This window comes from Arthrobacter sp. R3-55 (genome assembly GCF_054161505.1).
On record NZ_CP096423.1, the window covers coordinates 4,115,058 to 4,134,517 of the forward strand.

General features: G+C 63.4%; 19 protein-coding genes. 4 read left to right on the forward strand and 15 right to left on the reverse strand.

All coding sequences use genetic code 11. The features are described from left to right. Positions 1 to 18: 18 nt before the first annotated feature. From M1D51_RS18750 to M1D51_RS18785, 8 genes are all read right to left on the reverse strand, one after another. On the reverse strand, positions 19 to 885 hold the full coding sequence (locus tag M1D51_RS18750) for a polysaccharide deacetylase family protein (protein WP_458107566.1): 867 nt from the start codon (positions 883 to 885) through the stop codon (positions 19 to 21). Between the two features lie 84 nt (positions 886 to 969). Further along, positions 970 to 1,395 (reverse strand): CoA-binding protein, encoded by a 426-nt coding sequence (locus tag M1D51_RS18755; protein ID WP_172326107.1) that lies wholly within the window; start codon positions 1,393 to 1,395, stop codon positions 970 to 972. Positions 1,396 to 1,434: 39 nt separating this feature from the next. Then, positions 1,435 to 2,298, reverse strand: coding sequence for a hypothetical protein (locus M1D51_RS18760; RefSeq protein WP_458107567.1), 864 nt, complete (start codon positions 2,296 to 2,298; stop codon positions 1,435 to 1,437). Next, positions 2,295 to 2,849 (reverse strand): RNA polymerase sigma factor, encoded by a 555-nt coding sequence (locus M1D51_RS18765; protein WP_458107568.1) that lies wholly within the window; start codon positions 2,847 to 2,849, stop codon positions 2,295 to 2,297. Before M1D51_RS18765 ends, M1D51_RS18760 begins: the two co-directional genes overlap by 4 nt. Positions 2,850 to 3,212: 363 nt before the next feature. Then, positions 3,213 to 4,712 (reverse strand): HNH endonuclease, encoded by a 1,500-nt coding sequence (locus M1D51_RS18770; protein ID WP_458107569.1) that lies wholly within the window; start codon positions 4,710 to 4,712, stop codon positions 3,213 to 3,215. Between the two features lie 85 nt (positions 4,713 to 4,797). Next, on the reverse strand, positions 4,798 to 6,111 hold the full coding sequence (locus M1D51_RS18775) for an alpha-L-fucosidase (RefSeq protein ID WP_458107570.1): 1,314 nt from the start codon (positions 6,109 to 6,111) through the stop codon (positions 4,798 to 4,800). Continuing rightward, positions 6,108 to 6,722 (reverse strand): TetR family transcriptional regulator, encoded by a 615-nt coding sequence (locus M1D51_RS18780; RefSeq protein ID WP_458107571.1) that lies wholly within the window; start codon positions 6,720 to 6,722, stop codon positions 6,108 to 6,110. Before M1D51_RS18780 ends, M1D51_RS18775 begins: the two co-directional genes overlap by 4 nt. After that, the gene (locus tag M1D51_RS18785; RefSeq protein ID WP_458107572.1) at positions 6,719 to 7,765 is read right to left on the reverse strand and encodes a saccharopine dehydrogenase; all 1,047 of its coding nucleotides are present in this window, start codon (positions 7,763 to 7,765) and stop codon (positions 6,719 to 6,721) included. Before M1D51_RS18785 ends, M1D51_RS18780 begins: the two co-directional genes overlap by 4 nt. A 378-nt stretch (positions 7,766 to 8,143) precedes the next feature. Here M1D51_RS18785 and M1D51_RS18790 point away from each other — a divergent pair, with 378 nt between their 5' ends. Further along, the gene (locus tag M1D51_RS18790; RefSeq protein WP_458107573.1) at positions 8,144 to 9,280 is read left to right on the forward strand and encodes an AI-2E family transporter; all 1,137 of its coding nucleotides are present in this window, start codon (positions 8,144 to 8,146) and stop codon (positions 9,278 to 9,280) included. A gap of 19 nt (positions 9,281 to 9,299) precedes the next feature. Here M1D51_RS18790 and M1D51_RS18795 read toward each other — a convergent pair whose 3' ends face one another. Then, positions 9,300 to 9,755 (reverse strand): iron chaperone, encoded by a 456-nt coding sequence (locus tag M1D51_RS18795; protein ID WP_458107574.1) that lies wholly within the window; start codon positions 9,753 to 9,755, stop codon positions 9,300 to 9,302. A gap of 217 nt (positions 9,756 to 9,972) precedes the next feature. Between M1D51_RS18795 and M1D51_RS18800 the strand changes: the two genes are divergently transcribed. After that, positions 9,973 to 10,407: a SipW-dependent-type signal peptide-containing protein gene (locus tag M1D51_RS18800; RefSeq protein ID WP_172322654.1), complete on the forward strand. Its 435-nt coding sequence runs from the start codon at positions 9,973 to 9,975 to the stop codon at positions 10,405 to 10,407. 88 nt (positions 10,408 to 10,495) lie between these two features. Here M1D51_RS18800 and M1D51_RS18805 read toward each other — a convergent pair whose 3' ends face one another. Genes M1D51_RS18805 through M1D51_RS18825 form a run of 5 tightly spaced genes read right to left on the reverse strand, consistent with a single transcriptional unit; the run spans position 10,496 to position 15,168 of the window. Then, positions 10,496 to 11,608 carry an NAD(P)/FAD-dependent oxidoreductase gene (locus tag M1D51_RS18805; protein WP_458107575.1) on the reverse strand — a complete coding sequence of 371 codons (1,113 nt, stop codon included), beginning with the start codon at positions 11,606 to 11,608 and terminating at the stop codon, positions 10,496 to 10,498. Between the two features lie 39 nt (positions 11,609 to 11,647). Then, the gene (locus M1D51_RS18810) at positions 11,648 to 12,691 is read right to left on the reverse strand and encodes a Gfo/Idh/MocA family protein (protein WP_458107576.1); all 1,044 of its coding nucleotides are present in this window, start codon (positions 12,689 to 12,691) and stop codon (positions 11,648 to 11,650) included. Next, the gene (locus M1D51_RS18815; RefSeq protein WP_309138334.1) at positions 12,691 to 13,482 is read right to left on the reverse strand and encodes an amino acid ABC transporter ATP-binding protein; all 792 of its coding nucleotides are present in this window, start codon (positions 13,480 to 13,482) and stop codon (positions 12,691 to 12,693) included. Before M1D51_RS18815 ends, M1D51_RS18810 begins: the two co-directional genes overlap by 1 nt. Further along, positions 13,479 to 14,267 carry an amino acid ABC transporter permease gene (locus M1D51_RS18820; RefSeq protein ID WP_172322657.1) on the reverse strand — a complete coding sequence of 263 codons (789 nt, stop codon included), beginning with the start codon at positions 14,265 to 14,267 and terminating at the stop codon, positions 13,479 to 13,481. The genes M1D51_RS18815 and M1D51_RS18820 overlap by 4 nt, the downstream gene beginning before the upstream one ends. 34 nt (positions 14,268 to 14,301) lie before the next feature. Further along, positions 14,302 to 15,168: an ABC transporter substrate-binding protein gene (locus M1D51_RS18825; RefSeq protein WP_458107577.1), complete on the reverse strand. Its 867-nt coding sequence runs from the start codon at positions 15,166 to 15,168 to the stop codon at positions 14,302 to 14,304. A 180-nt stretch (positions 15,169 to 15,348) separates the two neighbouring features. On the opposite strand from M1D51_RS18825, the gene M1D51_RS18830 reads away from it, so the two are divergent. After that, positions 15,349 to 16,443, forward strand: a complete 1,095-nt coding sequence (locus tag M1D51_RS18830; protein ID WP_458107578.1) for a LacI family DNA-binding transcriptional regulator — start codon at positions 15,349 to 15,351, stop codon at positions 16,441 to 16,443. Between the two features lie 96 nt (positions 16,444 to 16,539). Further along, positions 16,540 to 18,264 (forward strand): PHP domain-containing protein, encoded by a 1,725-nt coding sequence (locus tag M1D51_RS18835; RefSeq protein ID WP_458107579.1) that lies wholly within the window; start codon positions 16,540 to 16,542, stop codon positions 18,262 to 18,264. Between the two features lie 19 nt (positions 18,265 to 18,283). Here the strand turns inward: M1D51_RS18835 and M1D51_RS18840 are convergent, their stop codons facing one another. Continuing rightward, positions 18,284 to 19,423: an App1 family protein gene (locus M1D51_RS18840; protein WP_458107580.1), complete on the reverse strand. Its 1,140-nt coding sequence runs from the start codon at positions 19,421 to 19,423 to the stop codon at positions 18,284 to 18,286. Positions 19,424 to 19,460: the final 37 nt, after the last annotated feature.

Here is a 19,460-nt window from a genome sequence, read left to right on the forward strand (position 1 = left end):
ATCACACCGGCGCGGCGCCTACGCAACGCCCAGGAAGTCCTCCAGCAACACCACTTCCAGTCCCGCGGCCAGCTGGGCAGCCCGGAAAGCAGCGAGGTCCGCGGCAAACTCGGCACGGAAATGCATGAGCACGATGTCACCGGGGCGCAAGGAGTTGCCCACTTGGTAGTCCATCTTCCCGGCGTTCGCCTTGGCTTCCCACGTCACTATCGCCTTCATCCCTGCGTCAGCTACGGCTTGGCGCATCACAGTGGAGTACGCGCCGCCCGGCGGCCTGAACAGAGTGGGGCGGCGGCCGTAGTTTGCAAAGGCGTACTCCTGCATTCCCACCATGTCGTTCAACTGCTGCTGGTACCCCCACTGCCGCACCATGTTGATGTTGTGGCTGACGGTGTGGTTCTCGACCAAACTGCCTTGGGCCTTGAACGCGTTGAAGAAGGCAGGATCATCAGCCACCGTGTCCTTGGTGAGGAAGAGCGAGGCGGGGTAGTCGTACTCCGCCATCAGCTTCACGGATTCGGGGGTCTTGATGTTGCCATCGTCAATGGTCAGGAAAACCACCGGGTGCTTGGTCTGAATCTTGGTAATCACAGGTGCCAGCCCGCCCGTGATCGGTGGGAGCTGGTAGTCCGGGATGAAGGACCGCCGGATGCGCTTGGTCGGCGTGGGGGTCGCGGTAGGGATCGGTGAAGCGGACGACGTCGGAATCTCGCCTCCGACGGCCAGCGCACCATTCGGGCCGGGCGCCTCAGGCGAGCCGGCAGCGCCACTGGGCGCCAGCGCCGGCGTCGAACTTTCAGCTCCTGTGCAGGCAGTCAGCCCGGCCAGCAGGGAAGCGCCCAGGATTCCGAGGGCCGCCCGTCTGCCGGGAGTGGAAAATGGCACCGCAGAATGGCCGCCTGACATGGCTGTCCCCCAAGACTCAAGAAATGATCCAGGTGCAATCTAACAGAGGAATCCGGCCGGGAATCACAAGCCGTAGTGCCAACCTTCACGCGCCGGGCAGGAGTTTACTACCACTTCCAGGCCCGCGTCCTTGGCACGCTGGGTGGCTTCGTCGTCGAATACGCCCAGCTGGAGCCACACAGCCTTGGCACCGATGGCAATCGCTTGGTCGATCACTGCGCCGACGCGCTGGGAGTTGACGAAGCAGTCAACGACGTCAATGGGGTGACGGCTTTCCGGAATCTCCGCCAGGGACTTGTACCCCTTCTCACCGTGCACGTCCTCGCCCTTGAGGTTAACGGGGATGATTTCCATGCCCATCTTGTCCCGGACGTACAACGAGACGTCGTAGGCGGAGCGCCACTGGTTGGTACTCAGGCCCACAATTGCCCAGGTGCCTTTTGTTCGCATCAATCGTTCGACGACGGCCGGATCGTTGACATGCATCATGAGCCAAGCCTACCCAGGTCCTGGTATAGGAATGCGCGCCTAGCGGTGCCCCTGCTTCAGCCACTTCTTCCACTTGTCCATCACGGACTGGAACTCTTCTTCGGTGCGCTTTTCCGACGCCGACGGATGCAGCGGCCCTTGCTTGACGCTGGTCCCTTGCTTGGTGCTGGTTCCGGACTTGGCCGGCTTTCCAGTGTCGGTTTTTGGCACCTCCACGTTGGTGGCATCCGGTACTCGCTGCGTGGTCTGGTTGAGCCTCGCCTGCGGTTCCGGGGCGGGCGCTTGAACTGGATGGTGTGGCTGCGCAGGGTTCGGCAGGGCATGGTTCGGCAGGGCAGGGTTCGCTGGCTTCGGAGCAGGAGCAGCAGGGACGACGGGCGCCTGTGCCTGTGCCTGTGCCGCGTTATCAGCGGACGCCGCCGCGGGGACGGGAATCGACTGCCCCGTTGAGGGAGACGGAACTGATGCGGGATCTGCGGCGGGCGCGGGATCTGCGGCGGGTGCAGGCTCCGTACTGACCCGAGGAGCATCGGGCGATGGCAGTTCGGGTGCCGCCACAGGTGGCTGGGGCTGGAAGTTGCTGATGAGCTGGTCAATGAACGACGGGTTCCGGGTGAAGCCCGAACTGGCCGCGGCCACGCCGCTGACCCCAAGTCCCATGGCAGCCACCACTGCAATACTGACCATCGCGGTCCGGTGCTGGTGGCGCCAACGGCGCTTGGAGAGTTCGTCGTGCGGGCCGGCGATCATGGCCGCGAGTTCCGGGCTGGGAGCGGGGGCCGAAAGGTTGGCGAAGGCACCGAGCGAAACCAGCGCTTGCCGGACGTCCGAAGCATCGGCGAGATCGGCGTCGAGCAAGAGCCCGTCCACGATCGCTTCGCGTTCTGTATCCCTGTATGTCATGGCGACACATATTCCTTTACTGCCGAATGCTCACGGAGCGTAATGAGGGCCCGGCGCTGTAATTGCTTGACTGCGCCAGCGGATTTCCCCATGATGTCGGCTACCTGTTCAACCGTCAGGCCGGCCACAATGCGGAGGTTCAGGACCTCCCGTTGCTCGTCGCCCAGAGTGTCCAGAAGCGCCGCAACCTCGTATGGCGCCAGTTTGGACAAAGCTTCAGCCTCGGCAGAGCTCGATTCGCGGGTGTCCCGTTCGGGCTCGAACTCGTGCTGGATCGGCGCCCGGCTTTGCTTCCGATGCTCATCAACCATGCGTGCATGGGCCACCGAGAAGATGAAAGTCCGCAGGCCACTGACACCACCGCTGAGGTCATCGAGCCGCGGCAACACTGCCAGGAACACGTCCTGCGTACTTGCTTCAGGATCGGGCACGCCTTTGGCCGTCAGATAGCCGAGGACCTGGCCTGCGTAAGCCTGGTAAACGGCGCTGAACAGTTCCGCGGTATTGCCCCTGAGCGCATTAAGCGCTTCGTCGGTCAATGCGTCGGTCACAGTTGTGGGACTTTCGATCGGCGGCAGGTCCGTGGCTTTCCAGCCAGGTCATCAGCCTTGTACGACGGACGACCCCACCAAGGGTATCTGCTCTGCCGGGCCATCCACAGGGAGGACCCGCTTGTCCGCGAAAAAACTACTGCGGACAAGGAAGAGCCGAGCTGGAACATGATGGGGGACAAATTCCAGCTCGGCCCTTTCACAGACGTAATCGACGCGGTGCTCCAAAGGGTTACGCCGGTTACAAAGTTTTTTTAAAAACTTTCTGCTGCGCTCTTCACGGCAGCCGGTTGGCACCCCGTGAGGTTTTTTCACCGCACAGGTGCAAGGCCCCGCATCGCGTCGTGATCACACTGTCCTTCATCACGTTCTGGAGGGTCTGTGTCCGGGTAGTGGTGGGGCTTTGGATTGGTAGGTGTGTCCGGTGGGGGTGCTGATGCTCAGGGTGTGGGTGCTCAGGGTGTGGGTGCTCAGGGCGTGGGTGTCTTCGGGCAGGGGTGTGGCGTTCCAGCCGGGGTTTTCTTTGGTGTGGTTGCAGGCTTCGCAGAGCCCTGCTGCGTTGTCCACGGTGGTGGCCCCGCCGGAGCGCCACGGCACGACGTGATCGATATGCCGGATAGGCGCGTCACAGTAGGGTGTGCGGCAGGTATGGTCGCGGGCTTCGATGAATCGCCGGTGCCGCTGCGGGAAGAGCCTGGCTTTGGAGTCCATGGCCAACAACTCGCCGGTGTCGGGTGCGGTGTAGAGCCGCCGGAGCCAGACCTTGAACTCCTGCTTCTGTCCGGGTGTTCGCCGTAGATCGGGCGGGGACGGGTAGCCTGTCGGGTGGTCCGGGAGCTTCGCGTGGGGCGGTGCAGCACCTCGTGGTTGTTTTCCTCGTGCTGGTGTCTCTTCTGCTGCGCCGATCAGGGTTCTTGCCCAGGGTGCGGGGACGATGCCGTAGCCGTGGAGCCGGGCCGGTTCGGAGTCTCCTTGGAACAGGGTCCGGTCGGTCATGACGACTTGGAGTTCAACCCCGGAGACCCCGCCCGGGGTGCCGGTGACGCGCTGGACCAAGGTGTCAGCCATGATCTGCCCGCGGGTCGGGACACTCCCGGACCCGGCAGCACCGCCGGAGCCCGCGCCACCGCCGGAGCCCGCGCCACCGCCGGACCCTGCGACCCAACCGCGGGAACGGGCCGAATCAGCCGCGCGGGTCAGTGCCGCATACACGGCCACGCCTTGGGCGACCGGTAGCAGCGCGGTCAGGTACGTCATGGTGTCCGGTGCCGGTCGCAGGCTTACGGTTCGTTCGGTGGCGGCGTGGCTGGCGCGCTGGGCCACGGACCGCGGATCCCGACGATACGCAGCGGCCTTCGCGGCCGCGATGATGGCTTTGTCTCCGGCGCCCTCGAACGTCCCGGCATCAGGGGCGAGCTCTTCATCCACCGCGGCCCGGTCTTCGACGGACAGGCAGGCTGTTTCCTTGACCAGCAGCGTGGCCCGCCACTCATTGAGCAGGCCTTTGTTCAACGCCGCCAGGGTCCGCGGCATCTCCGTGACCAACGCTTTGGCAAGGCCCAACAACCGTGAGCCGCGGTTCGGTGATTCCCGCCTGGCCAACGCCAGCTGCGCACCGACACCCTTGCCACGTTCGGCCGCCGGCACTCCGGCCTCGGCCTGCTCGGCCCGCTGCGCCAAGTCAAAGGCCACGGCAATCTGGGCCTGCAAACCGGAAATAGCCGACTTCATTTCCTCCAGCACCCGCAACTGAGCAATCAGGTCACCGCTGATGGTCCCGGGCTGAGCCACCCCACGGGACAAGGAACCGGCAGGCACAGCTGACGCCGCTGCCTGTGCTTGCCTTGCCCGGATCTGCTTCATGCCCCAACTCTCGTAGGAGGCACTGACATTATTAGGCCTGTTGCCCGGCACGGGGCTCGCAGCAACCGGAGCAGGCCCAAGGGAACTAGTCCGGCGCGTCCGTGGGGGCCTCGTATCCTTCGGGAATCATGGGAACTCCAGCATCCAGGGCTCCGGTGTAGACTCGTGCCGATTTCAGCCGACCCCCGCCGTTTAGTTTCACGTGCAACCTTTTTGCGGTGACAGCGGGCAGTTGGTGGATCCGCCGGTTGCCCACCGTCTTCCCCTCAACAAGGACAGCTCCACCACCCCCGTCTCCACCAGCCCCGTCACCAGCAAGGCCCTCATCACCATCACCAACGCCCCCAGCCAACACCGAGTGCTGTGTAATCCGCTGCCCCATGCCCAGATCCTCCGCAAGCTCCACATGGTTGAACGTCACCGCAGCCGGAAAGGTCAGGAGCGCTCCGCCGTCGTAATGTTCCACGGTTGCCTCAACAGCCCCGGAAAGGCGACGGTCCAATTCCCTCTTCCACTCGCGGAGCCTCGCAGAATCCTGCTCAGGAATGAGCCCGCGGCTGTCCGGGGGAAGATTCAGCAGGAGGTTCGCCCCCATTCCCACGGATTGGTAGTAGATGGCGAGCAGGTGTTCGGTGGATTTGGGTTGGTCGTCCGGGTGCCAGAACCAGCCGCGGCGGAGGGAAACATCGCACTCCGGCGGCAGATAGTGTTCGGCCCGCAGCCCCGAGGTGGACTCGGTGTACTGGGTATCGGACGTTCGGTCCACCACGTAGTTCACCGGATCCGACGCCAATCCGTTCTCATTACCCACCCAGCGGATGGTGGGCTGGCCCATGTTGAAAATCATCGCGTCCGGCTGGTGTTCCTTAACCACCCCGATGATCCGGTCCCAGTCGTATTCCCGGCCCACGGACCCCGCTCCGTCGAACCACAGTTCCATGAGGGGCCCGTAACCGGTGCAGAGTTCAGTGAGCTGCTGGACATAGAAGTCGTCATACGCTGCGGGATCGCTGTAGCACCCGGCATTCCGGTCCCAGGGAGACAGGTAGAGGCCCAGCCCCATCCCTTGATCGGCACAGGCGTCCGCGACCTCGCGGACCACATCACCTTTGCCGTCGCGCCACAGTGCGGTTGCCACGGAGTAGTCAGTGGTCGAGGTGGGCCAGAGGCAAAATCCGTCGTGGTGCTTGGCTGTGAGGATGAAGTACCTCGCACCTGCTTCCTTGGCCGTACGCACCCAACTTGCGGCGTCGAGCTCCGACGGGTTGAAGACCGACGCCGGGATGGTGCCGTCGCTCCACTCTTTGCCGGCGAAGGTGTTGATGCCGAAGTGGATGAAGACGCCGAATTCGAGTTGCTGCCAGCGGAGCTGGGCAGGTGTTGGCACAAGCCAGGTCACTGGGTGGGCTCCTGTCCGTGGATCAACCATTGGGCGGTGCGGATGATGGCGTCGTCGCCGGACCCGGTTCGCAAGCCCGCGATGTCCGAGCGTGTGACGGCTGCTCCTTCAAAAAGGCTGACGATCGCGGCGGCAAGGCCCACAAGGGACGGCTCCGGCAGTTCCGGCCTGCCGCGCCGGACCACACCTTGAACGTGCGCCGCGTACTGAGTGTAGAAAGAGCGCAGGGCACCGGCCGCCTGTTCATCCGAGGCCGCCAGCGCCCAAATTTCAAGGTGCATCCTGACATCGGCCATTTCCGAGTGCTCGTGGAGCAGTGCTGTGAGCAGACGGTAGGAATCATCATGGGACAACGTGCCTGCGGCCTCCGAATGGAGGTCGAACCCTGCACTATCTTCAAGCCGCCTGAGCGATCGCTCCAAGCTTCGCTCAAGGACAGCACGGATGAGGTCCGAGCGGGTTGGAAAGTAGTGCTGCAGGTGCCCGATCCGCACTCCTGCGGCGGCGGCGAAATCCCGCATGGCAGCGTTCGCGTTGCCTTTGGTGACCAGAACTTCTTCGGCAGCATCAAGGAGCGCCGCCTTCCTCAGGGCGCCCTTGCTTTCGGTCATGACCTCAATATTGTCACACCATGCGATTCAAGCTTTGCGAGCGCAGAACCATGGTCCGGAGCCGATTCCGGGAAGGAAACGCCCGGCGTGGCATGGCTGGACATGACGTTGTGGAGCCCCAGGAATCCGCCCACTGCGGTGAGGTGGGCCTGGCCTTGCGGATCTGAGATAACGGCCGTTCGGGTCCCGCCCGGCCCTGTCACGTCGATGCGGATGTGGGCGGTTCCGCCGGAACCGGGCGAGTACAAAAGGGAGCGCCGCAGGGGCGCCCAGCGCTCACCGCTCCCCCAACGGAAGAGTCCCGCCGCACCCGCGGTGAGCAACGCCGTCGTGGACGTCCTTGAACTGAAACCGATCCGCGTGGCCACCGACCCAGCACCAAGGGTGAGCGGCAGGGTGAACTGTTCGGGGGTGTCGAACCGCGCCACTTTGGTGCGGTGGCCGGCGATGTCCACCCAGCGGGTATCGGTCAAAGGACGTACGACGGCGGCCTTACCGCCTTTGCGTACTTCAAAGTCCAGTCCCAGCCTGTCCATGAAGTCGACGGAATCGACTCCGGCGCGGTCGTTGATGTCGTAACGGATGGCGACATCGATGCTGTCAGCACCGCGAACCTCGTCGGCCAAGGCCGCCGCCACGATGTTGGTCACGCCGCCCATCCAGCCCGAGCTCAGCAGGACAGGGGCTGCAGGCCGCAGGAGGGCGGCTTGGGCAATGGCCCTGGTGACACGGCTGGTCCACCGGGTGAGGTCGACATAAGGAATGCCTGCCCCGACGGCTGCGCGGAGCACCCTGTCGTCGGGATCATTCACCGTACTGATGACAGCCCTGACCTTGGCTGCGAAGGGTTCCGGCTGGCCGAGGTCCCACCTGTAAACGGAGACGTTTCCACTTGCCAGGTGGCTGCCCTTGCCTGGATTCCTGCCGGTGAGGAGCACCGGCCACTGCGACCCGATGAGTTGCGTGAGTGCAGTGCCGACTGTGCCATACCCGCCCACGATCAGCACGGGTCCAGTGGGATCGAATTCGAGACGATCATTCATGATCCCGATTCTAGGTCACATGACCTAGAATCGGGAAATGCCGAAACCCCTGTAGCTGCCATGCAACCCGGAGTAGGCTGCCTGTATCCGCCCGGAGCAACACACCTGAGTACGCAAAGGAGAGATCATGACCCTTCCTCCCACTCACGAGCCCGAGCCATTTCCCCCGGACCCGGGGCCGGTGCCACCGCCGCCGGACCCCACTACGCCATTCCCGCCCAGCCCCATCCCGGACCCAAACCCAACTCCCGGCCCTTCACCGGTTCCCGACCCCGGACCCGTACCGCCGCATCCCGATCCGACGCACTAAAACTCAATAGTCAGTAGGCTTATGTTTGATCATGTCGGTTGACCGATGCGAACGAACAGGAGTCCACCATGACGGCCCACAAGGAAACGGCGCCCGTTTCCATCCCAAAGCAACGCAAACCCGAGCTCTGGAAAGACTCCTTGGGCCGGACCTCCATCCGGGCAGCGCAAATACTGCTCATCCTGACCTTGACGGTGGTAGCGATCTTCGGGCTGCTGCAGATCCGGCTGCTCGTCATCCCGGTGCTCATAGCCCTGATTCTCGCGGCGGCCATAGGTCCGTTCGTCAACATGCTTCGACGGCGGGGCTGGCGTGGAGGTCTCGCAACGGGCGTCGCCTTCCTGGGCCTGCTGATAGTGCTCGGCGGGGTCATCACGGTGATCGTCCTTTCCGTGCGCAGCCAGTGGGACGAACTGATCAGCAAGGCCGCGGCCGGCCTTGATGAGTTGGAGAACTTCCTGCTGACAGGGCCTTTTCCGATCGACCGGGAGCAACTGAACCAGGCACGTGAAGCCGCGGTGGAGTTTGCCCAAAGCAGTCAGGTGCGGTCCGGCGCGGTAACCGGGTTATCGGTGGTGACCGAGTTTCTTGCCGGGGCCAGCCTGGTGATCGTCATCCTGTTCTTCTTCCTCAAGGACGGCGCCAAAATCTGGGAGTTCTTCCTGCGACCCTTCACAGGGCTCAGGGAGGCCAAGCTTCGCCGCGTCGGCAAGCGCACCATGGAGGTCCTGGGCGGCTACGTCAGGGGCACGGCGATCGTCGCCCTGGTGGACACGGTAGCCATCGGTGCGGTCCTGCTCATCCTCCAAGTGCCACTGGCTGTTCCCCTCGCGATCATCGTTTTCATCGGCGCATTCATCCCCTTGGTGGGTGCCACCGTGGCCGGAATCCTCGCAGCTTTGGTGGCACTCGTCGCCAACGGTCCCATCGTGGCGCTGATCGTGGTGATCGCCGTGATCGCCGTCAACCAGCTCGAAGGTGACCTTCTCCAGCCGGTCGTCATGGGTAAGTCCCTTGAGCTGCACGCGCTGGTCATTCTGATGGCCCTGACGGCAGGCACCATCCTCGCCGGGATCATCGGAGCCGTACTGTCCGTTCCCATTGCCGCGGTCGCGTGGGCCATCGTGCAGGTGTGGACGGCGGAAGATCCGGATCTTGAACCCATGAACCCGGACCTGCCGCCGGTCAACAGCCAGCCGACCTAGGGTTTACGGAAGCCGGCTGCTAACCCAGCGCCCTCTTGATCAGCTCCACGATCTTCGCTTCCACCTCCGGCGTGACTTCCTTGAGGGCAAACGAGGTGGGCCACATGTCCCCGTCGTCGAGCTTGGCATTTTCCTCGAACCCGAGCGTGGCGTAGCGGGCCTTGAACTTGTGGGAGCTTTGGAAGAAGACGATGTTCTTTCCGTCCCTGGCATAGGCCGGCATTCCGTACCAGGTTTTGGGAGTGAGTTCGGGCGCGTGTTCCTTGACGATCGCGTGGAGGGCCTCGGCAATGGCCTTGTCCCCCTCGGGCATCTCCGCGATTTTGGCCATGACGTCGGCTTCACCGTCAGCTTTGCCTGCCTTCTTGCGAGGAGCCTTCTTCAGTTCCTGTGCGCGCTCCTTCATGGCCGCACGCTCTTCCTCAGTGAAGCCGTCGTAGGACTTGGTCTTATCAGATGTTCCGGTCTCAGCCATGATGCCGTCCTTTGCTGTGGTGCACGATCTTGCGGTTAACCCCAAGCTACGGTGCAGGCGGGCAGGAAGCTTCTCCGAAACTGCTCAGTTGGTGACGTGCGGGAGTCTTGAGTTTTTCCTGAGGAAGTGTTGCGGGTTTGCAGGATTGGTTCTTGATCCTGCCGCGGCAGAGTAGTTCCAGTCAGCCAGAACAAGCACAGGCAGGAGAACGATCCCCATGATCACGCGGAACAGCTTCCTGCGTACCCTGGCGATCGGCATCGCAGTCCTCCTCGGCCTGGTTGCGGCACCGGCGGCAGCATTCGCCGCGTTCACGGACACGGACCACGCAAGCCCGCAGTTCTCCGCGGCGAGCCTCGCAGCTCCGGCCTCTGCCAGCGTTCACATGACCTGCTCGTTCGGTATCCGCGCCACTGTCACAGTGAACTCCTTCAGCGCCGTGGAACACGCCAATTACCACGACATCAAACTCTTCGACCGTTACGGCAACCTCGAATTCACGGGAGACCTCAACAAGGCCTCCGGCCATTCGTACACATCCGGGCTAAAGATCATTGGCACATGGAGCTACGAAATCCGTGGCTACTACAAAGTCCCCGGCACCAGCAACGTCTGGACCGGCAAGGTGCTCAAGGGCACGCTCAGCTGCTGAGCCCACAGCAACCTAAAAAGAGTCCAACGGCCCCGACACGCTGATGCAGATGGCGTATCGGGGCCGTTGGCCTTTATTAGGGACGGCCTTAGGAGAAACGCCCGGGGCGGAACGTCGCCAGCATCGGGTGCTTTTCCCCGCTCAGGATCTCACCGGACAGCAATTCACCGGCGATCAGGCCCAGCGTGGCGCCGGAGTGGGTGAAGGCAACGAAGCAGCCGGGCACTTGGCCGAGTTCGCCGAAGACCGGTTCGCCGTCACCGGGGATGGGTTTGTAACCGATCTTCCATGAGGCCGGCTTGAGCTCGGGATTACCCGCAATGAGCTTGGACGATTCGTCCGCCAACTCCTGGACAACGTCATCCGGGATGGTGAAGGAACCATCGGCATGCTCGGTGATCTGCTCTTCGTACCAGTCGTGATCCAAGGCGAAGGTGTTGCCCGGATTCGGGCGCACAGCAGCCCGCGGAGTATTCATCACCGCAGTGACCTGGTGCTCCACCGGTTTGGTAACCACCAGCATGGACACCGGCGAACCGTTGGGGATCTCCACGCCAAGCGGCTTCACGACAGCGGGGGTCCCCGCACCGCAGGCAACCAGCACGGCATCAGCGGGGTACGTTTCACCGCCTGCAGTTTCGACGCCGGTGGCCCGGCCGTCGTCGACCATCACCGAGGCTTTGCCGGCGTTAAGGACCAACCGGCCGCCCAGGGCGTGGAATTCCTCCATGAGGAAGTTCACCAGGTCCGGCAGGCTGACCCATCCTTCGCCGGGGTTGAAAATGGCGTTCTCGGGAATTGCTGCGGAATCGATGCCGGAGGTCACGGAGGCAACGTCCTCCGGGGCCAGCAGCTTGGAGTCGTAGCCGATGGACTTCTCATAGGCGTGGCGGGCTTCGGTGACCTCGCCCTGGCCGGCGGCGTTCCACATGAGGCCACCCCCGAACTGCAGCCATTCACGGCTGGGATCGGCGGCGAAAAGGGTGCGGTAGCGGTCAACTCCGGCTACCCGCAGCTGGTGGTACGGCGTGGAGCGTTCGCCCGCCGAGTTGAGCCAGGACAGTGACCGGCCCGTGGCTTCGCTGGCCAGGCCTTGCTCGGTCAGCAGGGTGACTGAGGCGCCTTGGCGGAGCAAGTGGACGGCGGTGGAAACGCCCAGGATGCCGCCTCCGATGACGGCAACGTGCTTGGTGGAGGACATGGTTCTCCCTTTCTTTTAGGTAGATGCTTTGTGTCGCGCCTAGGCGAACGCGTGGATGCTTTCGATGATCCTGAGGGTTTCCAGCGCTTCGGCCGGCTGGACGGGAAGGGCCCCTTGGCCGCGGAGCGAGGACGCTAGTTCCCTGTAAAACTGTGGGTAGTCGCCCTTTTCCGCCGGGACCGGCGTAGCTGTTCCGTCCACTCCCAGCAGCCCCCAAGACTCCTGGGGTTCGCGGCCGTAAGAAGCGTCCGACGGCGTGATGCCGGCCGCGAGGGCAGGTTCCTGGCCGTCGAGTCCCCACTTGGTGTACCCGGCTTTGGAGCCTAGGACGTGGAAGCGCGGGCCTCCTTGGGCGGCCATTCCGTTCATCCACAACCGTGTCCGGACCCCTGATTGGTGCAGCAGTGACACGAAAGCTTCGGTGTCGGCAGCTTCCGGGTGGGGGCCGTGGTTGGCGGTCTCGCCATAGCTGTCCTCCACCGGGCCGAACAGCTGGATTGCTTGGTCGATCAGGTGGGCGCCGAGGTCGTGGAGGATGCCCCCTCCCTCAGCCAAGGTGGCGGAATCGCGCCAGTTCCCGAACCCTTCCGGACGCCACCATTCAAAACGCGATTCAAACGTCCGCACCTCGCCCAGGGCGCCGTCCCGCAGCAGCTTTCGCAGCGTCAGGAAGTCGGCGTCCCACCGGCGGTTCTGGAATACCGTGAGCTGCACACCGGCGTCGGACGCGCGGGCAGCCAGCTCCTCACCGTGGGACACCGTGGTGACGAAAGGCTTGTCCACCACCACGTTGAGCCCATGGGCGATTGCCGTGGCACCAAGTTCCAGGTGGGTCAGCGGCGGCGTCCCAAGGATCACGAGGTCAAGGTCCCCGGCCAGGGTGAACATGTCCTCCGGGGTGGGGATAATCCTGGCCTGCGGGTAAAGCCGCCGCGCTTCCGCCGCGCGCTGCGGATCGGCGGTCACGATAACGTCCAGGGAATAGTTCGGGTCCGCTTCGATGAGCGGCGCGTGGAACACCTTGCCCGAGACGCCGAACCCGACGACGGCGGTCCGGATGGGTGCCGTAGTTACCTCCGCCATCACAGCACTTCCGAGAGGAAGCGCTGCAGGCGTTCACTGCGCGGGTTGTCGAAGAGCTCGGTGGGGGTTCCGATTTCCACCACTTCGCCCTCATCCATGAACACCACCTGGTCTGCCACTTTCCGGGCAAAGCCCATCTCGTGGGTGACCACCAGCATGGTCATGCCCCGACGCCCAAGGCCTGCCATGAGGTTGAGGACGCCCTTGACCAGCTCGGGATCCAGCGCACTGGTGGCTTCATCGAAGAGCATGACCTCCGGCTCCATGGCCAGTGCCCGGGCAATCGCGACGCGTTGCTGCTGGCCGCCGGAAAGGTCCCGTGGCCGGTGATCGGCCCGTTCGGCGAGACCGACTTCGGCAAGGCGTCGCCGGGCACGTTCGCGGGCCTCGGATTTGGACATTCCCTTGACGCTCCACAGGGCCAGCGCCACGTTCTCCAAGGCGGTGTGATCCGGGAAGAGGTTGAAGTGCTGGAACACCATGCCGATGCGTGCCCGGAGAATGTCCGGCTTGACCTTAAGTGCACTCTCCCCGGCCAGCAGTACGTCGCCGCTCTTGGGTTCGTGAAGGCGGTTGACGCCGCGCAGGAGCGTGGACTTCCCTGATCCGGAGGGGCCGATGATGCAGGTGGTGGTTCCTGGTGCCACGTTGAGGCTGACGTTTCGGAGCACCTCAACGTCCCCGTATGCCATGGTCAGGTTTCGCAGTTCCAGGCTGGAGCCGTGAAACTTCTCAATATCCTGTGCTGAATTCTTGGTGCTGGTGGCGTTGCTGCTGCTTGTGAGGTTCACGTGTTGCTCCCGGTGATGAGCGGCGAGGCCGCATCGAGTTCCTTGACTTCCTTCAGACCACTGGTGGGCGCCGTGGGACGACGACGACCGGTGCGGAACTTGTTGTCGAAGTAATTGACCAGGTGGGTCAGGGGCACCGTGATGATCAGGTAGAAGATGCCTGCCATGACCAGCGGTGAAAGGTTGCCGGACAGTACTGCGGCGTCCTGACCAACCCGGAACAGTTCACGCTCGCTGACCAGGAGTCCCAGGAAGTAGACCAGGGATGAGTCTTTGACGATCGCAATGAACTGGTTCACCAAGGCCGGGAGGACCCTGCGGATGCCTTGCGGCACCACCACCAAGGCCATGGACTTGGAGTAGCTCATGCCCAAAGCCCGGCAAGCTTCCCCCTGGCCCTTGTCCACACTTTGGATGCCGGCCCGGAAGATCTCACCGATGTAAGCGCTGGCGATGAGGCTGAGGGCGATGATTCCCAGCGGGTAGGGGGAGGGCCCGAAGACCGACTGGCTCAACCGCGCGAAACCCTGGCCGATCAGCAGGATGGTGAGGATGGCGGGCAGGCCGCGGAAGAGGTCCGTGTAGATCCTTGCCGGGATGCGCAGCCACTTGGACCGCGAGATGCCCATGACCGCCACCACCATGCCCATCACTACGCCGAGGATGGTTGCTGCGATGGAGATGATCAGGGTGTTCAGGAGGCCGACTCCGAGGAGTTGGGGCAGCACTTCGACCATGGCTTCAAAGTCGAAGAAGGTGCGGCTGATGGTATTGAGCCAATCCATTGAGTGCTCTCAGACGTTAGTTGTGCGGGGTGGCTTACTTGCTGGCGGTCGGTGAAGGGCTGGAGGTCTGCTCAGCCTTGGGCAGGTACTGCTCCGGCATCGGGGAGCCCGGGAACCACTTCTCGTAGAGCTTCTTCCAGGTACCGTCCTCCATGGCTTCGGCAAGACCCTTGTTCAGTGCTTCCTTGAAGGCAGGCTTGTCCTTGGCGATTGCGAAGCCGGCGGGGGCATCAAAAGAGGGAATGTCCGCAGCGCTGACCAGTCCGAACTGCTCCTGGTATTCCTTGGCTGCCTCGTAGTCCAGGAAGTGGGCGTCCACGGAGCCGCTGTTCACTGCCGAGATGGCGGTGTTGTTGTCCGGGAAGCGGACCAGCTGCGCAGAGGTGAAGTTCTTCACTGCGTAGGCTTCCTGCAGGGTGCCTTGCACCACGCCGAGGCGCTTGCCGTTGAGGGCATCGGCGTCCTTGATCCCCGAAGTCTTGGTGGTGATGACCGTCAGGTATCCGGCGAGGTAACCCTCGGAGAAGTCCACGGTTTCCTTGCGCTTGTCCGTGATACCGATAGCTGCCACGCCGACGTCGAACTGGCCGTTGGCGACCGCTGCCAGCAGGCCGGAAAAGTCCTGTCCGGTGAAGACAACATTGTCTACCCCGGCGCGGTGGGCCACGTCCTTGAAGAGTTCCACGTCAAAGCCGGTGAAGTTACCGGAGCCGTCCGTAAACGTGTAGGGCTTGGAGTCGCCCAGGCTGGCCACCCGGATGGTGCCGGGCTCGATCAGGCCGTACGGGTTTTCTGCCGACGGCGAGGAGCTTGCGGAAGATCCGCCACAGCCGGAGAGGGCGAGAATGGCCGCCAGGGCTGCTGCTGCGAGCGCTGCCGGGCGGAATTTCAGTTTAATCACAGCGTTGTCCAATCGTGGGAGGGAAGCGGTGCTGTCAGGAGCCGCTGAAAGTTATTGCTCGATGCGGGGTCTTGTTGAGTCCGGTCTCAACACCTAGGATTGAGACCGGACTCACATCGATTGATAAGAAATGTAGCGGAACTCACAAAGCCGCGTCAACACCCCTCTTGAAAGGTGAACATGAGCACTGACGGATCCCGACGACGGGACGTAACGGTTGCCGACGTCGCCAAAGCCGCGAAAGTGTCCAAAGCACAAGCCGCCCGGGCGCTGGGCAATTACGGCGCCGTGAGCGATGACGTCCGCGAGCGCGTCCTGGCCGCGGCGGAGGAGCTTGAGTACCGGCCCAATGAGCTTGCCCGCAGCATGAACACCGGCAAATCCAACACCATTGGCGTGGTGGTGGGCGACATCGAAAACCCCCACTTCGGCCTCGCCATGCGCGGCATCACGGACACCGCAAAGAAGAGCGGCTACAACGTGATCCTCATCAACACGGACGAGGAACGGGCTGCCGAGGTGGACGCTGTCCGTGTTCTCCTGGACAAACGGGTGGACGGGCTTATTGTGGCCCCGGCATCATCCTTGGAAACCTCGCATCTGCAGCAGGTCCGCGAGTCCGGGCGGCCGTTGGTGCTGCTGGATCGTGCCGCTACAGGGGTTGATGTTGAGACCTTTGCGGTGGACATGGGAAGCATTTCCTACGAATCCACGGCGCACTTGATCAAAGCGGGGCATCGGCGGATTGCCTTTGTATCCACCGTTCGCACAGACGCACCCTATGTGGCCGGGATGAAATTGGACTCCTCGCAAATCTCAGACCGACTGGACGGAATCCACCGGGCTTTCGACGACGCCGGGCTTCCCTACCCCTCGGACCTCATCCGGCTCAGCGCAGGAGATGCCGATTCCATCAGGCGCATCACGAGGGAGCTTCTGGGCGGACCGGACCCCGCCACGGCAATTATTGCCTCCGACGGCCTGATCGCCTTGAGCGTTGTGGAAGCCATCCAGGAATCGGGTCTGTCCATCCCGGACGACGTTTCATTCCTCATGTACGACGACTTTGCCTGGACACGACTGACCACTCCCCCGCTCACCGTGATTGCGCAGCCCGTCTACGACATGGGAATTGCGGCGGCTTCAGCACTGATCCGCCGGATCGAGGGCAGGAAATCCACGGGGCCCGCTCCGGAACTGGTGGCAACCCTGATTCACCGGGGATCCATCGGCGCGCCCAAGGATGCGGAGGCGCTCAGCCAGGCGGGCGGCTGAGGCCCTCTGCCGTTCCCGTCCGGTTAACCTCCGCGCCACGCCGCTTCCCTACTGTGATCCCGCTGGGGGGATCGGAATCAACAGAGGGAAGATGCCATGTGCACCGCAGAAGAAAACAAGACCACCCACAGCCGAAGTGTGGAACTGGCCGATGCTGAGCTGAAGACCATGGGGCTGAGCCGCCGACGCATTCTTCAGTCGGCCGGCATCCTGGCCGCCGGCACTGCAGCCTCGGCAGCGACGGCCAGCACCGCAATGGCAAACCCGGGCGGGAACGACCCCCAGCTGAAATGGCTCGTCGGAGACCACCACGTCCACACCCAGTACAGCCACGACGCAAAGTACATGATCAAGCAGCAACTCGATGCCGCCCAGGCCTACGGCGTTGACTGGCTGGCTCTGACGGAACACAGCAACTTCGGCCATGCCAACAACGGCGGGGCAGTCAACGCCAACAAAGAGATCCAAGCGCAGCGTGCAGCACGTCCCGGGCTGCTGATCTTCCAGGGACTTGAGTGGTACATCCCCGGCGCCGAGCATGCCACCGTGATGGTCGCCCCGGGCCCCAATGAAGTGAACCTCCTGCGGACCTTCGAACTTGTATGGGACGGAAAGCTGAACCAATGGGAGAAGCCAACCCCCGGAACTGCACAAGTTGAAACCTTCGAGAGAAAAGCTGTTGAGGCCATCGCCTGGTTGGCCGGCCAGCGCCGCTCCGGTTACGTCGACGACGTCGTAGCCCTGGCAAACCACCCCATGAGGCTGGGCATCGATTCCCCGCACGAACTGCGCGCATGGCGTGACGCCGCCCGCGAGGTGATGATCGGCATGGAAGGCGCACCCGGCGCACAAGGATCCGGAGTCAGCCAATTCTCCAGGGCGGGCGACCAACGCGGCGAGTACACCAACAACCCCACCCAGTACAGCTTCCCCGGCTACCCCGCGGACGCCTTCCGCCCCTATGGCGGCTTCGACTGGGCCACCGCCACCGTAGGCGGTGTGTGGGATTCCATGCTCGCCGAAGGTCTGCCCTTTTGGATCACGTCCAACTCGGACAACCACCTCACCATCAAGGACACCTGGAAGACCGGCCCCTACCCTGCCGAGGAGCCCTACCTCAGCCTGCCTAACGAATTCGACCGCTGGTCGGTCACAGGCAAGCGTCCCGATCCGTTCGATACCGGCGAAAAGCAGGGCGGCAGCGACTACTGGCCGGGACAGTTCAGCCGCCTCCACACCGGCGTCACCCAGCGCTCCTATACCGGCGTCCTGGAAGCGATGCGCAATGGTCGCATGTGGGTGGATCACGGCCACCTGCTCCATGGACTGGACGTCCGCGTGCGTGAAGTGCGCGGACACGGCGTCGGCAGCAGCAACGGACGCAACGGCGTCACCCTCGGTTCCCGCCTGCAGGTGAGGCGAGGTGCCGACGTCGAAATTTCCATCACCATCACGACGACGGACTACCGCAACTCCGCGGGCATCGTGCCAAAGCTCGCGCACGTAGACGTCATAGGTGGCTCCGTAACCGGCGCCGCGGCAGATCGCGACACTTTGAGGGCCCCTGGCACAACGGTATGGAAGCAGATCGATGTTTCCGGGCGAACGGGAACGTTCACCATCAAGCACGTCATCAAGGATGTACAGGGTTCCTGCTACTTCCGCCTCCGCGGCAGCGACGGAAACCGCCATGGCGCAGGCTATTACGGCGCGGCCGTGGACCCTGCCGGGCCTATCCGCCATGGAGACAACCTCGGCGACGCTGACCCATGGACGGATACCTGGTTCTATGCCAACCCGGTGTTCATCGACGTCGCCTAGCCATCACTCAGCGTAGCCATCACTCCGATGCGGTGTGGACTTCGCCTTCCTCGGGGTCATCGGCGGAGAGTACTTCGTTCCGGATGATGCCAAGTTCCTCGAGCTGGGCAGACATGCCGGCGCCGTCCGGGGCGTAGATCCAAGGAATGCCGGGAGTGGGTTGGCCGCCGGACTTTGACCGTCCACCGGCCAGCACCGCTTCACCCACGGAGAGCTGGCGGATGGCGATGGCCCTCACCTTGTCCGGATGACGCTGGGCGAATTCGGAATAGATGGCTTCATCGTGCTGTCCGTCATCGCCCACCAACAGCCACTTCATGGTGGGGAACTCCTCCGCCAGGCGCTCCAGCGAGGTCCGCTTGTGCTCCTGGCCGCTGCGGAACCAGCGGTCAGGAGTGGGACCCCAGTCGGTGAGGAGCTTGGGACCGGCGGGGTACAAGTTCCGGGACAGGAAGCGGGACAGGGTGGGGGCGACGTTCCACGCCCCGGTGGACAGGTACAGCACCGGGGCATTGGGTGCCGTCCTGGCGATCCGCTCATACAGCACAGCCATGCCCGGGGTGGGAGTCCTGGCATGCTCGTTGAGGACGAACGTGTTCCAGGCGGCGAGGAAGGGACGCGGCAGCGCGGTCACCATGACGGTGTCGTCAATATCGGACACGACGCCGAAATGGGCATCGTCCGCGACGATCTCCACGGGAGCCTCCACGGTTTCGGACTCCCCGGATTGCAGCGTGATGGTGTGCCAGCCGGCACCCAGTGCTACCGGAATACGAGCATCCACGACGCCCCCGCGGTCAGCCCTGACATCAAAGACGGTGCCCGCGATGGTCACGTTCACCCGGGCATGGGCCACGGGCGCACTGGTGAAGTTGCGCCAACCACGCATGCTTTCCTGCAGGGGTTTGGCGTGACCGGCAGCGTCCCGGGGATCACTGCGTACTACACGCGCCAATACCCGGACCCAGGAGGTGCTGCCGTACCCCGTGTAAGGGATCACGGTCTCAACCCGGCCACGCCGGATCGCAAGACGGGTCTGAAAACCAAGCCACGCGTCGTCGAGCCTCATGGCGAGGTGACGGCGACCTTTGCTCAGCGGCGTGCTTTCATTGTCAACGTCGTCGGAAGAGGGGCGCGGTTTCATGGGACGGGGAGACATGCGTCCAGTCTTCCATGGCTGCGGAGCAGATTCATTG